The organism is Asticcacaulis sp. P2_B1, from assembly GCF_056404915.1.
The window spans coordinates 11444-26037 of the sequence record NZ_JBFUDD010000008.1 but is presented as its reverse complement, the minus strand read 5'-3'; the positions used below and the strand labels follow the sequence as shown (position 1 = coordinate 26037).

Below are 14594 nucleotides of genomic sequence, written 5' to 3'. Positions count from 1 at the left end.
CGTTCAGATTTTCACGATCCATCGCTTGCGCTGCATATAGGCCAGGGGAAGCCAGACGAGCGCAAGGAAAATGGTAATGGGCAGCAGCTCGGCCCACACCCCGCCGATCAGCGGCGCGAGATAGGAATAGGGCACCGTGAACAGGTCCGCCCCCAGGATGCACGATGCCAGGACGTGCAGCGTATAGGCCAGGATGGCGTTCATGCCGAAGGCCAGGCAAAAGGCCACGACGGGATTGGGCGCCCGCCCCTCCCCCTGCCCGGTGTCGAGCAACGCGCTCAAGGCCGCCAGGGCCGTCATGGTCAAACCACAGCTCAGCAGGACGAAGCTGGGCGTCCACAGGCTCTTGACGACGGGCAGGACAAAGCCCCAACCGGCGCCCACGGCGGTCATGACCAGCCCGGCCACGGCCAATCGCGTCATGGCGGCAAGCCCGCGGTTTTTCTGGAGATATTCGCCGACGGCGACGCCGATCAGGACGTGGGCGATGCTGGGGATGTCGCCCAGCAGGCCTTCCGGGTCATAGCCTTCCGGGCCTTTGACATAGCGATGATCGCCCAGCAGCAGGCGGTCGAAGGCGCCGACAAAATTATGCCCGCGCTGCCACAGGTCGGTCATCACGCCGTCAGGACAGGGGACATAGAGCAACGCCCAATAGGCCAGCAACAGGAGCGGAATAAGCATCAAGCGCAGACGCGGCTTCATGTACAGGAACAGGAAGGCGCAGACGCCATAGGCCAGGCCGGTGCGCTGAAGCACGCCGAACGGGCGCAGCGGCCGGGAAAAGTCGCTGAGCGAACCGAGATTGTGCAGGATAAAGCCAATCAGGATCAGGACCAGGCTGCGTTGCACGATATGGCGCAGGGTCGATGCGGCGGGTTGACCGGCCGCCTTTCCCAACGCCATGGGAATCGAGGTGCCGACCATGAACAGAAACGCCGGAAAGACGCTGTCGGCCAGGGTGAACCCCTCCCAGTGGGAGTGGAGCAGGAACGGAAAGGTCGCCATCTTCTGTTCCAGATCGGCCGCCGTATTGACCACGATCATGCCGATCAATGTCAGGCCGCGCAGGACGTCCAGGGAGATCAGACGCTGCGGCTCCGGGCCCGTATTGGCGTTCATCTGCAACCCTTCCTGGATACCGTCATTATTGCCGCTTTCATAAAATGTGCCGCGGGCTTCGGGGCCTGCGGCACGTCCCCCCGATGCGGACCGGCAGAGGGAAAAATCCCGCCGATCGCGTCGGTTGTCGAGACTTAAAAATTCATCCGGAAGCCGACACGATACATGCGGCCGAGGACATCGTAGAGGTAGGGATTGGCGCCGTAACCGACATCCGTCTGCGGCGCGGCGGCCGGGGACTTATTGAACAGGTTGTCGACCTTGAAATAGGCCGTCACCTTCTCGGACACCTTGTAGGTGCCGCCGGCATCGACATACAGATAGCCCTTCATCTTGTTGTTATCGATGGTCGGATGGGCATCGGTCGCGACGGGGCAGTTGGTCTGGCATTCGATCCATTCGTTGCTGTAAACACCGTCGCTGATCCAGCGCTGCGTCAGGCTGAGGCTGAAGGTGTCGGTGTCCCAGCTTTCGGTGAACAGCCCCTTCCACGAGGGTGTCGTGCCGCCGACGACGACACCATTGACACCGGCCGTATCGATCGGGATCGTGCCGATGACGTCCGAGGTCGTGATATAGTCGATCACATGGGTCGCCAGGGCGCGCACCGTGAAGTTACCTGGCAAGCCGATCCCGGACATGCTGGTGCGATAGGTCGCTTCGATGTCGTAGCCCCTGGTCGCCAGGCTGGCGGCGTTGAATGCCGAGACCTCGACATAGTTGGTGTTCGGTGTCGGGCTGTCGAGCAGCACCTTGTCGCACTGGGCCTGGTTGCCGGCGGCGCACAGGTCGACGATCTGCTGGATGCTGAGGCCCGAGATCGCGTTGTCGATCTTGATGTCGTAATAGTCGAGCGAGGCGCTGAAGCCGGGCAGCCACTTCGGTTGCGCCAGGACGACGCCGATCTCGGTATTGCGCGCCAGTTCGGGCACGAGATCCGTATTGCCGGTGATCCGTCGTTGCACGGTGATCGAGGTGCCGTTGTAATTGACCGTGCTATTGGTCACGATCGGCGCCGCGAACAGTTCACTCAGGTTCGGCGCCCGCACATCCTGGGAGGTCACCGCACGGAAACGCAGGCCGTCGATCGCCGTTTTCCACGTGCCGCCGATCTTCCAGGCATTGACGTCGCCGGCGGTGCTGTAATGGGTCTCGCGCGTCGCCAGGTTGATATTGGCTTCGCCCAGCGTGGCTGAGTTCAGGACCGGCACATTGAGTTCGACATAGGCTTCGCCGACATTATATTTGCCGTGGCCATTGTGATAATTGCCGGCGTACCAGTTGTTGCCGACGGCCGTATTCATGACGGGATCGGCGGGATAGTCGACGGAATTCGGACTATCGGCCGAAACGCCGTTGCCGTAAGGATCGGCGACGGTCCTGTAAGCTTCGGAGCGGAATTCGAAGCCGGTGGCGACGCCGACGGGGCCGGCCCACGAGGAGAACGGCTCGGCGCTCATATTGAAGCTGACGACGTCCTGGGTCTGATGCGAGCGCTGCATGGGTCCGTTTTCGGGCACGACATAGGCCAGCGCCGCGGGATCGATCGTCACCTGGCCGATGATGTTCAGCGGCTTGCAGCCCGCCGCCACGGCCACCGGGTCGCGGCAAATGATGGTATTGTTCGGTCCGACAATGGCGTCGATCGCCTTGTTGTAACGCGACACATTCATGATGTCGCGGACATCGACCGCCGTATCGTTTTCACCGTGGGCTGCATAGGCGTCATAGGTCCAGCGCGTGCCGAACAGGCCGAAAGAACCGTCCGCCCCGACGACGAAGCGCTGCTGTTTGCGCCGCGTATGGACATTGATAAAGTTGGGAAAGCCGCCGTTGGAGGTGCCGAACTGGAAGCTGGTGATGTTGTTGGTCGCGCAGGCCGCCTGGATCGAGGCCGGGACGAAGGGATTTTCGCACTGGATGGTCAGAGACGCGCCGCGTTCAGCCCCGGCATTGGGGATGTTCATCGATGTCACACGCGCCAGGTTGGCGGTGAAATAGATTTCGTTATTGTCGTCGAGGTCGTAGCCGACGCGATTATAGAGGACTTGGCGCTGCAAACGGCTGGCCAGGCTGGTGCCCTGGCCGACATCGCCGCTGAGATCGCCGCCGACGCAGAACGGGCTGTAACAACCGGTGACCGTGCCATTGCCGACCGGCACGCCGTTGGAGCCGTACTGGAACTGGAACGGCGTGCCGTTGACGCCGAAGGCGGTGCCCTGCAGCGGTCCGCTGGTGATCAGGCCGTACTTGGTATACTGATACTGCTGGGCGTTGTGAATGACGGTATATTTCGGCAGGCCGTCGGTCGTCGCGCTGTTGGGACGCGTCAGCAGCGACGGCGCGTCGTACCAGGTGCGGCCGTTGGCGCCGCCGGTGACACCGAAACCACCCGACGGCACGCCACCTTCATAGCCGTATTCGCCGCTGCCTTCGACATTCAGCCGGCCGTTCAGGAAGGCGCGCCCCCAGGCTAGTTGCGCCGTGATGTTCTTGTCGTCGCCATAGGTGGTTTCGCCGCCTTCGATATTGGCCTTGAGGCCTTCGAACTTCTTGTCGGTAATGAAGTTGACGACGCCGCCGACAGCATCGGAACCGTAGGAGGCTGAGGCGCCGCCGGTCACGACATCGACGCGCTTGACCAGCAATTGCGGGAATTGGCTGACGTCCGGCACGCCGATGAAGTTGGCGGGCGTGACGCGCTGGCCGTCAAGCAGGGTCAGGGTGCGGATCTCGCCGAGACCACGCAGGCTGAAAGAGCTCAGGCCCTGCTGGCCGCTGCTGGTGCTGTTGACGCGGGCCTGGCGGCCGGTGCTGCCCTGGAGCGCCGGCAATTGCGCCACGGTGTTGAAGATGTTCGGCTCGGCGGTCTTCTGGATATCCAGAGTCGACAAGGTGGTGGTCGGCGTCGGCTGGGTGAAGCCGCGCGAGGTGATGCGCGAACCGGTGACCACGACCTCCGTCACGCTCTCGTCCTTAGCCGGGGCCGCATCCGACGCTGCAACCTGACCGCCGGCATGGGCGCAGGCCGCGACAGCCCATATCGCCAAAGCCGACACCGATCCGACATACATATTCCGCTTAACCTTCAGCATCCGTAAACCCCATTTTTTAAACCGCCCTGGCGGTATTTCTTTTGACAACGACACAATGCCGCAAACATTCACGGGCCGGCGCGACTCTGCCGATGACAGCAAAGGACTCGTTTTGCTGCGCCCAACCTTGTGAAACCCCATTTTCAGGTCGTCCGAGGATAGGCATGGCTTTCTAAAACCGTCAATCAATGAAGCTGTCATTTATGTAATTATGTAAACATTTTATGACAACGGCGGCCAACGCATCACCACTTCTCGTTAAATATCAATATTTTAACTCCAATTCCCATCCGTGCAATGTGTTTATTTTGCAACATTTTGCATCAGGATCACCTCTCGCCGCATATCGAATACGTATTATCTCGCGCTTGAAGCGACTTTTTCCTATCATGCCGCAAACAGAATGTTGAAATGTTACATAACGACGTGCCGGGGCATCCGTCCGGCCGACCCAGTCAGCGTCAATCCCAGGGCCTATCCATGACAGCCAAGATCTTCCTGCGCGCCGCCATCTCCCTGACAGCCCTGTTTTTGCTGGCCACGCCGCTACACGCCGCACAGCCGGTCATCGTCCCCTACCCGGCGCAGATCGTCACGGGCAATGGCGGTTTCGCCCTCAAGGGAGATATAATTATCTGGGTCCCCGCCGGCGACCGCGAGGCGCGAAATGTAGCGATGCAGTTGCGCGACATGCTGCTGCGCCCCGGGACGCCGGGTCTGCACCTATCTATTGCAGAGGGTACGCCGCCGGCAACGGGGCCGGCCGTTGTCCTGGTCCGGACAGCGGAATCGTCTTCCGACGAGGCTTATGGTCTCACGGTCGACGACAGCCGCGTCGCGATTTCCGCGGCCAATCGCAAGGGCCTGTTCTATGGCGCCGTCACGGTTTGGCAGCTGGCGACTCAAGGCACGGCCGGCCCTCCGGTCCTGCCCGCCGTGACGATCGCCGACACGCCGCGCTATGGCTGGCGCGGCCTGCTGGTCGATTCGGCGCGTCATTTCCAAAGCGTTGACGAGTTGAAGCAACTGATCGACGCCATGGCCGCCTTCAAACTCAATATCCTGCATTGGCATCTCGCCGACGACCAGGGCTGGCGCCTACAGATCAAGGCCTATCCGAAACTGACCGAAATCGGCGCCTGGCGCGCCCCGAAAGGCGCCGACAGCGGACATACGGGCGGGAAATACGGCGGCTTTTACACCCAGGATCAGGTGCGCGACCTGGTGGCCTACGCCCAGGCGCGCAATGTCACCATCGTTCCGGAAATCGAGCTGCCCGGCCACGCCAGCGCCGCCTTGACGGCCTATCCGGAATACGGCGTCATCGGCCAGGTCCCGGCATCGGGCATGTCCGACTGGGGCGTCTACAGCAATCTCTATTCCATCGACGACAAGACCTTCACCTTCCTCGACACCATACTCGACGAAGTGATGGACCTGTTCCCCAGCCCCTACATCCACATCGGCGGCGACGAAGCCATCAAGAACCAGTGGCAGGCCAGCCCCGACATCCAGGCCCATATGAAGGCCCTCGGCATCAAGGACGAAAGCGCCCTGCAAAGCTGGTTCATCGCCCGGGTCGGCGAGCATCTGACGGCGCGCGGGCGTCATCTCATCGGCTGGGACGAGATCCTCGAAGGCGGCCCGGCCCCCGATTCGGTCATCATGTCGTGGCGCGGACTGGACGGCGCCGCGCAGGCTGCCCGTCTCGGCCACGACACCATCCTGACGCCGCAGCCGGCGCTCTATCTCGACAGCCGTCAAAGTCTGTCGCCGAACGAGCCGCCGGGCCGCAGCGAAGTCAGCACGCTCCAGACTGTCTACATGTTCGACACGCAACCGGCCGGCATTCCGCCGGAACAGTACCACCATATATTGGGCGTCCAGGCCAATGCCTGGACCGAGCATATGCGCACAGCCAAACGCTTGCAGGAAATGGCTTTCCCGCGGTTGACGGCTCTGGCCGAAACCGGCTGGACGCCGGAAGCGGCGCGCAGCTGGACGCGCTTCAGCGCGGGCCTGCCGGTGACCCTGGCCCAGCTCCGCCGTCTCGGCATGGCCTATGACAGCGTGCCGTTCGAGCCGCTCGCAACCTTGTCGAAAAGCGATACCGGCATCACCGCGGCCCTGGCCTCGCCGCTCGCTATCGGCGATATCCGCTATACCACGGACGGCTCAGCGCCGTCGCCGCAATCACCGCTCTATGAGTCGCCGCTCAACCTGCCGGAGGGCACGCGGTTGCAGGCGCAAACTTTCGAGGGCGAGACTCCGCTCGGCGTCGCCCGCAGCTATGACATCTCGACCCAGGCCCTCGACACCCGCAGCAGCAGCCAGCTGCAACCTTGCTCCACCAGCGTGCCGCTGCGCCTCGAGGACGACGCCCCGGCCAGCGGCAAGCGTCCCGTCTTCATGATCAGCATCTACAAGCCATGCTGGGTATGGCCCGCCGTCGACCTGTCGCATGGCCTGACCGTAACGGCACGTATCGGCCAGGCGCCGTTCAACTTCCAGCTGGCCGGCGGACGGCGGATCGTGCAGTTCGACAAGCCAGCCCTCAGCCCCTATGGCGAACTGGTCGTGCGCCAGCGGACCGGCGACGCGGCGGTCTGCGAAGGAGCAACCCTGGCCGTCATACCGTTGTCAAAGGCAGTCAATGACAATCCGGAACTGTCCGTGATTACCGGCCATATCCCGGCCGGCGCCGGCGTCCACGACCTGTGCCTGACCTTCAACCGGCCATCGGCCGGCACCCTATGGGCAATCGATCAAATATCGCTTGTACCCTAGTCGCCAATGGGCTGCTGCGGCGTAATGCCGTGCAGCCAGGCGACACTGCCGCGCGCCTTGCGCAGGGCGACATGGGCCTTATCGCCCAGGACCACGGCCACGGCATAGGCCAGGGTATCGATGACGAAAAGCTGGGCGAAGCGCATCGGATTCGGCTGAAACTCCTCGACACCCGAGGGGAATAGGCCGACATGCAGGCAGATATCGGCCTCGCGCCCAAGGGGCGTATCGCTGTCGGTGATGGCGATGCAAAAGGCCTTGTAATACTTCGCCAGTTCCATGCTTTCCTGGAGTTCGCGCGGGCGGCCGGTCGAGGACACGAACAACGCGACATCGCCTTCGCCCAGGATCGCCGCCGACATGCGCTGGGCATAGCCGTCGGTGAAGGCCATGACCGGAATATTCAGGCGATACAGGCGGTTATGCACCTCCGTCGCTAGGACGGCCGAACTGCCGCCGATACCGTAAACGACCACGCGCCCGGCCTGGGCAATCGCCTGGGCGGCCTGGAGAATATCCTTGCGCACCAGGGTGTCGCGGGTCCGTGACACGGCTTCGATGACCGTGTCGAACAGGCGGTCATAGTCCGCGCTCTCATCCGTCGCCGGTGGAACTGCCGCCCGCGACGCCCGGGCACTCTGGCTCCGGTCGGAGATCGCCTGGGACAGGGCCAGTTCCTGGATAAGGCGGAATTTCAGGTCCTTGAAGCCCTCGCAGCCGATCGTGCGGCAAAACCGCACGATGGTCGGCTCGCTGACTCCCAAATCGGCCGCCACCGCACGCACGCTGGAACGGACGAAATCGTTGGGCGCACTCAGGATCATCTTGGCGATCTTGGTATCCGACCGCGTCATCGATTCCATCATGCTTTTAAGCCGGGGGAGGATATCGCCTTGGTCGGAAACGGCCTGCGGGTCAGTCATGTCGACATATACTTCCTAAGAAACGCGGCGCAGCCACGCGAGAACCCGGACCTGATATTCCGTGTCGGACCATAATAATGTTTGCCCGGCATTTCAATTGGCCTGTTTCCACGGCTACCGGTAGAGCATGATATCAATTATGTTTCATTTTTATTGACATTGCTACATTTTTGATGGCATTTCGAACTGGAAAACGACATGCCCACAACAGGAGGTATTTTTGGCTATTGAACGTATTGGCGGCGCGCGGACAGGCACGGGCGGACAGCATCTGCCCTTTTGTCAGGCGACCGTCGCCAACGGTTTCGTCTTTGTTTCCGGCCAGGTCGCCATGGGCGATGACGGCGAAATCGTCGAGGGCGGCATCATCGCCCAGACACACAAGACGATCCAAAATGTCATTGCCATCCTCGCCAAGGCCGGCTGTACACTGGAAGATGTCGTCAAGGCCAATGTCTGGCTCGACGATACCCGCGATTTTCAAGCCTTCAACCGCGTCTATGCCAGCTATTTCAAGGATGCCCTGCCGGCGCGCGCCTGCGTGCAATCGGCCCTGATGGTCGACGCCAAGGTCGAGATTGAAGTCATCGCCCTGAAGCCGCAGGCCTGAGAAAGGGCGACCATGGGGCTGGACGATATCATCAACATGGCGCTGCCATTGGGCACCAAGGGGCTTCCGCTCGACGGCAGCGTGGCGTGCCTGGGCGATTTGTCCGGCCGCGGCCTGAACCTGTTGCGCGGCGACCTGCCCATGCCGGTCGCCGTGCTGAAGCGTTCGGCGCTCGACAATAATCTCAAGGTCATGCAGGCCTATATCGAACACGCCGGCGTCTGTCTGGCGCCGCACGCCAAGACGACCATGTGCCCGCAACTGTTCGCCCGTCAGCTGGCGCACGGCTCTTGGGGCCTGTCGGTGGCGACCATGACTCAGTTCAAGCTGTGCCACGACCTGGGTGTCGCCAATCTCATCCTGGCCAATCAATTGGTCGGCCGCGCCGAAATTATCGCCCTCGCCCGGATGTCGGCGGAGGCGCCCGAGCGCAACGCTTACGTCCTGGTCGACAGCCTCGATGGCGCCAGGGCGATTTCCGCCGGTTTCGCCGCTGTTCCCGGCGCCCCGCCCGCCCGTCTCCTGATCGAGGTCGGCATGACGGACGGCCGCTGCGGCGTTCGCACCCTGGACGAAGGCCTGGCCCTGGCGCGGGCCATTCACGCCCTGCCCCATGTCGAACTGCATGGCGTCGAAGGCTACGAAGGCCTGATCGTCAGTGACCACGCCGGCAGCGATGCCTGGGCGGTGTCGGCCTATCTCCGAACCATGCTGCAACTGTTCGACGCTCTCACCGCTGACAACCTGTTCGCCGATCCTGATCAAATCATTCTCAGCGCCGGCGGCTCCGCCTATTACGATATGGCCGCCCATATCCTGGCAACTGGCGCCAAGGGGATGGTGCCGGTCCTGCGCTGCGGCTGCTACCTCACCCACGACAGCGGCTTTTACCGCCGCCTGCTGGCGCGCATCGCGGACCGCGCCGTTGTCGGGCCGGCGCCGCAATTGACGCCCGCCTTGCAGGTCTGGACCCGGGTCATTTCGCGACCCCAGCCGGACCAGGCCATCGTCATGATGGGCAAACGCGATGTCTCCTTCGATATCGATCTGCCGATGCCACGCCTGTGGTACCGCGAAGGCCTGCACGACGCACCCCAGCCGATCGCCGGCGTGATCGTCGACAAGCTCAGCGACCAGCACGGCTTCCTCACCGTCCCCGCAGGCACGGACCTGGCGGTCGGCGATCTCATCGGCTGCGATATTTCGCACCCCTGCACCACCTTCGACAAATGGTCGGTCCTGATGGAGGTCGATGACGACTACACGGTCGTCGGCGGCTTCAAGACCTTTTTCTGATGATTTTCGAGTACCCGCTACCATGACAAAGAGCCTTCCCCGCGCCGATTTCGTCCTGAAAGGCGGCATGGTCATCGACGGCAGCGAGCGGCCGGCCTTTGCCGCCGACGTCGCCGTGCGCGGCGATACCATCGTCGCTGTCGGCGACATGACCGGCGTCAAGGCGGACCGGGTCATCGACGTGACGGGTTTCATCGTGGCGCCGGGCTTTATCGACGCCCACACCCATGACGACCTGATCTGCATCACCCAACCCGACATGACCCCGAAGATCAGCCAGGGCGTCACCACGGTCATTGTCGGCAATTGCGGGATTTCCGCCCCGCCGCTGCGCTTCGCCGACACGGTCAGTGAACCGTTCAACCTCTTGGGCCAGCCAGAGGATTTCGCCTACGACACCTTCGCCGCCTACCGTCAGGCCGTCGACGACGCCGCGCCGCGCGTCAATGTCGCCGCTCTGGTCGGCCATTCGACCCTGCGCGTGCGTTGCGTCGCCGATCTCGACCGCCCCGCCACGGCGGCCGAGCGCGAGCACATGGCGGTGTTGTTGCAGGCCGCCCTCGACGACGGAGCCGTCGGCATGAGCTCCGGCGTCTTCTATACCCCGGCCCAGGCGGCCGATATCGCCGAACTTCAGCCCCTGGCCCGGACCGTCGCGCACGCCGGCGGCGTCTACACCGCCCATATCCGCGACGAACGCGACGGCATTGTCGACGCCCTGCAGGAAGCCTTCGTCGTCGCCCGGCCGGACCGCGCCGCCCTGGTCCTGTCGCACCACAAATGCGCCGGCGTGCGCAATTGGGGCCGCGCCGCCGAGACCCTCGGCCTGATCGATGAAGCCTGCAAAACCCAGCCTGTGCATCTCGACTGCTATCCCTATACTGCAGGATCGACGGTGATCCGCCCGGACCTGGCCGACGGTGAGGTCGAGATCCTGATCAACTGGTCGACCCCTCACCCGGACATGGCGGGCCGCACGCTCAAGGCCATCGCCGCGGACTGGGGCACGACCGAGGCCGAAGCCGCCGAAAAGTTGATGCCCGGCGGCGCCAGCTATTTCCAGATCCACGAACAGGATATGCGCGACATCCTCAAGCACCGCGCCTGCATGGTCGGTTCCGACGGCCTGCCGCACGATTCCCTGCCGCACCCCAGGCTCTGGGGCACTTTCCCGCGCGTGCTGGGACGCTATGCCCGCGATCTCAAGGTCTTGGGGCTGGAAACAGCCGTGCACAAGATGACCGGCCTGACGGCGCAGACTTTCGCCTTATCCGATCGCGGCCGCATCGCCATCGGCATGAAGGCCGACATCACGGTTTTCGACCGCGCAACCGTCATCGACCGCTCCACCTACGAGGCGCCCCTGCAAATGGCCGACGGCATCGTCCATGTGTTCGTCAATGGCACCTTGGGGTGGTCGGACAAGGCCGTGACCGGTGAACGGGCCGGCCGGTTCCTGCGCCGCGGCGACGGCGGAATCCGCGCCGACACACGGCCCACGACCGCCAGGGCTCATGCTCTGAACTGAGCGAAAGTGCAAACTGGCCCTTGCCCGCCATACCCACAGGGGGTATATGAGTCGTTCTGGATATCTTTGTACAAAGTTCGCACTCTCCAAGGGATCATGGCCAAGGTTTGGACAAGACTGCTGATGGGACTGGTTTTCGTCTTCGTGACGATGACATCGCCCCTGCATGCCCAGGCGTCGGCCGGACACGACCGCTCCCCGCAGGCCACGGCCGAAACCACGGCCATGCCCGGCATGGACGCAGCCTGTACCAAGGCCATGACTGTGCAAGCCGCGAAGGATAAGGTCTCCCAGACCAAGAAGGCGGTTGGGCACATGGGCGATAATTGCTGCTCGGACGGCTGTAATTGCCCGCTCAGCCATTGCCCGGCCACGCCAGCCCTGCTGACCTTTGGCCTCCCGACTGTTTTTCATCGGGAAGCATCGTCCATATTCGGCGGGAGCGATCCCGCCCTGCCCTCCTATCTGGCGGACACGCTGAAACGGCCGCCTCGAGCCTGATTCCTGAAATTTTAGACGACGTGTCGTGGGCGATCGCTCACGGCCGCCCCCTGTCTTCTCCCCAGGATCAATACGATGAAATACCTTGCTTTATGGGTGTTCGGCTGCCTGGCATGGGCATGCCTGCCCCTGTCGGCGTCTGCCGAAACCAAAGAATACCATCTCACCATCGACCGCCAGGTCGTGACCATTACCGGTGAAAAGCTCAAGAAAATCACCGTCAACGGCACGATTCCCGGCCCCGTCCTTCATTTCACCGAAGGCGACGACGCGGTCATCCACGTGACCAACAACATGACGGAGGATACCTCCATCCATTGGCACGGCATGGTCTTGCCCGCCAATATGGACGGCGCCCCCGGCTTCAGCGGCTTCGAAGCCATCAAGCCTGGACAGACCTTCACCTATCGTTTCCCGATCCGGCAGTCCGGCACCTACTGGTACCACGCCCACACCCTGGGCCAGGAACAGGACGGGCTCTACGCCGGGATCGTGATCGCGCCGAAAGCGCCGGACCCAATCGTCTCCGACCGCGACTATGTCGTGCTGCTGTCGGATTACAGCCGCGAGGATTCGCGCCAGATCCTCGCCCATCTCAAGATGTCGTCGGACTATTATCAATATCGCCGGCGCACGCTCGGCGACCTCTTGACCGACGCCGGCGCCAAGGGCCTGGGCAAGGCCGTCAAGTCGGCCGCCGAATGGGGCAAGATGCGCATGCTGCCCACCGACCTGTCGGACGTCAGCGGCTATCAGTTCCTCGTCAACGGCATGACCAACAGCCAGAACTGGACGGGCATATTCAAGCCCGGCGAGACGGTGCGCCTGCGCTTCGTCAACGGCTCCGCCATGACCATGTACGACATTCGCATCCCCGGCCTGAAGATGACGGTCGTGGCGGCGGATGGCCAGGCGGTCGAGCCTGTCGAAATCGACGAGTTCCGCTTCGGCAATGCGGAGACCTATGACGTCATCGTCCAACCGACGCAGGACAAGGCCTATACGATCGTCGCCGAATCCATCGACCGCGAAGGTTTCGCCCTCGGCACGCTTGCGCCACGCGAAGGCATGAAGGGCGACACGCCCGTCCACCGCCCCCGCGTGCGCCTCACCATGGCCGACATGAATATGGGCGTCATGATGAAGGACAACCCCAATATGGATATGTCGTCCATGGACGAACCCAGCGGCTGGGCCCAGACCGGGGCTCCCGAAGGCGCCAAGGTGCTGAGCTATGACGATCTGCGCGCGCTCGGCAGCCAGCCCGACACCCGCGAACCGACCCGCGAGATCGCCGTCGCGCTCGGCGGCAACATGAACCGCTATATCTGGACGATGAACGGCAAGACCTTCGACCCCAATGACGGGATCAGGCTGGCCTATAACGAACGCGTGCGGATCACCTATACCAACGAAACCATGATGGCTCACCCCATGCATCTGCACGGCATGTTCGTGCAGCTCGAAAACGGCCAGCCCATGGACAAGCTGCCCAACAAGCACACGGTTATCGTGCCGCCGGGCCAGACCGTGTCCGTCCTCCTGACCGCCAACAATCCGGGAAGCTGGCCGTTCCACTGCCATCTGATCTATCACATGGCGTCGGGCATGATGACGACACTCATCGTCGCCGAACCCGATCCGAACGCGCCGCTGCCGCCGGCCGAGCAACACGATCCTCAGCCCGCCGCCACAAGTGATACGACGGCGCCCGAAGCCGCCAAGCCGGCCGACGGCTCGACGGATATGCAGGGCATGGACATGGGCAAACCCGCGCCCCAGCCCGCCGCCGCCCAGACCGCGAAGACCGCGCCCAAGCCGGCTCCGGTTGCCCAAAAACCCAAGGCGAAACCCAAGGCGAAGCCCAAGCCGAAACCCAGCATGAAAGGCATGGATATGGGCGGGATAGATATGAGCCAGAAGGATAACCAACATGCGCACTAAATCCCTGGCATCGGTGATCATCGCCCTTCTCGCGCTCCCGGCCATCGCGACGGCCCAGGATGAAAAGGGCCAAAGCATGAAAGACATGCCGATGGGCCCGGACTCCGCGTCCGCCATGGCCGCCGAACATGGTGGCGGCGTCTATCACGCCATTCGGCTCGAAACCGATATCGGCCATCACGACGGCGACGCGACCGCCTCTTGGGACCTCGACGGTTGGATCGGCGGCGACATCAACAAGCTGTGGCTGAAAAGCGAAGGTGAGTTGCGCGGCGCCAAGACTGACAAGGCCGAGGCCTGGGCCCTTTACAGCCGCAACGTCTCGACCTTCTGRGACGCGCAGGTCGGCCTGCGGCAGGATTTCCAAACCGCCGGCGGCGGCAAGGCCCACACCTACCTGGCCGTCGGCGTCAATGGCCTGGCGCCCTATTTCTTCGACACCGAAGCCCACCTCTTCGTTCGCGACGATGGGGCGGTAAGCGCCCGGTTCCGTCAGGAAAACGAGATCCTCCTGACCAACCGTCTGATCGTCAAGCCACGCCTGGAAATCAACCTCAACGGCAAGGCCGACCGAGCCAACGGCCTCGGTACGGGTGTGACGGATGCCTCCTTGGGGCTCCAGACCCGCTACGAAATCTCGCGGCATGTCGCACCCTATATCGACCTCAAATACGAAAAAAAGTTCGGCCAAACCGCCGATTTTGCCCGGCTCAGGGGCGAAAAGCCTGAATCGACCACCCTCACCGCCGGCATTCGCTGGCTGTTCTAAACCCTTTGAACTCAAGGAG

The 14594-nt window shown here is 62.8% G+C and carries 10 protein-coding genes; 7 read left to right on the top strand and 3 right to left on the bottom strand.

The features are described from left to right. Positions 1 to 3: 3 nt before the first annotated feature. Positions 4 to 1122, bottom strand: coding sequence for an acyltransferase family protein (locus AC1DX3_RS16485; RefSeq protein ID WP_476990411.1), 1119 nt, complete (start codon positions 1120 to 1122; stop codon positions 4 to 6). A gap of 134 nt (positions 1123 to 1256) precedes the next feature. Next, complete coding sequence (locus tag AC1DX3_RS16480) at positions 1257 to 4217, bottom strand: TonB-dependent receptor domain-containing protein (RefSeq protein WP_476990410.1); 2961 nt, start codon at positions 4215 to 4217, stop codon at positions 1257 to 1259. A 480-nt stretch (positions 4218 to 4697) separates the two neighbouring features. On the opposite strand from AC1DX3_RS16480, the gene AC1DX3_RS16475 reads away from it, so the two are divergent. Then, positions 4698 to 7004 (top strand): beta-N-acetylhexosaminidase, encoded by a 2307-nt coding sequence (locus AC1DX3_RS16475; RefSeq protein WP_476990409.1) that lies wholly within the window; start codon positions 4698 to 4700, stop codon positions 7002 to 7004. Here AC1DX3_RS16475 and AC1DX3_RS16470 read toward each other — a convergent pair. Then, a complete protein-coding gene (locus AC1DX3_RS16470) occupies positions 7001 to 7927 on the bottom strand; it encodes a MurR/RpiR family transcriptional regulator (protein ID WP_476990408.1) in 927 nt (308 codons plus the stop codon). The two genes, AC1DX3_RS16475 and AC1DX3_RS16470, sit on opposite strands and share 4 nt — an antisense overlap. Before the next feature lie 220 nt (positions 7928 to 8147). Between AC1DX3_RS16470 and AC1DX3_RS16465 the strand changes: the two genes are divergently transcribed. From AC1DX3_RS16465 to AC1DX3_RS16440, 6 genes are all read left to right on the top strand, one after another. Continuing rightward, positions 8148 to 8537 (top strand): RidA family protein, encoded by a 390-nt coding sequence (locus tag AC1DX3_RS16465; RefSeq protein ID WP_476990407.1) that lies wholly within the window; start codon positions 8148 to 8150, stop codon positions 8535 to 8537. A 12-nt stretch (positions 8538 to 8549) separates the two neighbouring features. Further along, entirely contained in the window at positions 8550 to 9833 is a 1284-nt protein-coding gene (locus AC1DX3_RS16460; RefSeq protein WP_476990406.1) for an alanine racemase, read from the top strand. A 22-nt stretch (positions 9834 to 9855) separates the two neighbouring features. Further along, the gene (locus AC1DX3_RS16455) at positions 9856 to 11361 is read left to right on the top strand and encodes an N-acyl-D-amino-acid deacylase family protein (protein ID WP_476990405.1); all 1506 of its coding nucleotides are present in this window, start codon (positions 9856 to 9858) and stop codon (positions 11359 to 11361) included. Positions 11362 to 11457: 96 nt separating this feature from the next. Next, positions 11458 to 11862 carry a hypothetical protein gene (locus AC1DX3_RS16450; RefSeq protein ID WP_476990404.1) on the top strand — a complete coding sequence of 135 codons (405 nt, stop codon included), beginning with the start codon at positions 11458 to 11460 and terminating at the stop codon, positions 11860 to 11862. 75 nt (positions 11863 to 11937) lie between these two features. Further along, positions 11938 to 13806: a copper resistance system multicopper oxidase gene (locus tag AC1DX3_RS16445; protein WP_476990403.1), complete on the top strand. Its 1869-nt coding sequence runs from the start codon at positions 11938 to 11940 to the stop codon at positions 13804 to 13806. Further along, positions 13796 to 14575 (top strand): copper resistance protein B, encoded by a 780-nt coding sequence (locus AC1DX3_RS16440; RefSeq protein ID WP_476990402.1) that lies wholly within the window; start codon positions 13796 to 13798, stop codon positions 14573 to 14575. Before AC1DX3_RS16445 ends, AC1DX3_RS16440 begins: the two co-directional genes overlap by 11 nt. Positions 14576 to 14594: the final 19 nt, after the last annotated feature.

Excerpts from the sequence above, each read along its gene's own strand:
- AC1DX3_RS16485 (WP_476990411.1), bottom strand. The coding sequence starts at position 1,122 with ATGAACGCCAATACGGGCCCGGAGCCGCAGCGTCTGATCTCCCTGGAC.
- AC1DX3_RS16480 (WP_476990410.1), bottom strand. The coding sequence starts at position 4,217 with ATGCTGAAGGTTAAGCGGAATATGTATGTCGGATCGGTGTCGGCTTTG.
- AC1DX3_RS16475 (WP_476990409.1), top strand. The coding sequence starts at position 4,698 with ATGACAGCCAAGATCTTCCTGCGCGCCGCCATCTCCCTGACAGCCCTG.
- AC1DX3_RS16470 (WP_476990408.1), bottom strand. The coding sequence starts at position 7,927 with ATGACTGACCCGCAGGCCGTTTCCGACCAAGGCGATATCCTCCCCCGG.
- AC1DX3_RS16460 (WP_476990406.1), top strand. The coding sequence starts at position 8,550 with ATGGGGCTGGACGATATCATCAACATGGCGCTGCCATTGGGCACCAAG.
- AC1DX3_RS16455 (WP_476990405.1), top strand. The coding sequence starts at position 9,856 with ATGACAAAGAGCCTTCCCCGCGCCGATTTCGTCCTGAAAGGCGGCATG.
- AC1DX3_RS16450 (WP_476990404.1), top strand. The coding sequence starts at position 11,458 with ATGGCCAAGGTTTGGACAAGACTGCTGATGGGACTGGTTTTCGTCTTC.
- AC1DX3_RS16445 (WP_476990403.1), top strand. The coding sequence starts at position 11,938 with ATGAAATACCTTGCTTTATGGGTGTTCGGCTGCCTGGCATGGGCATGC.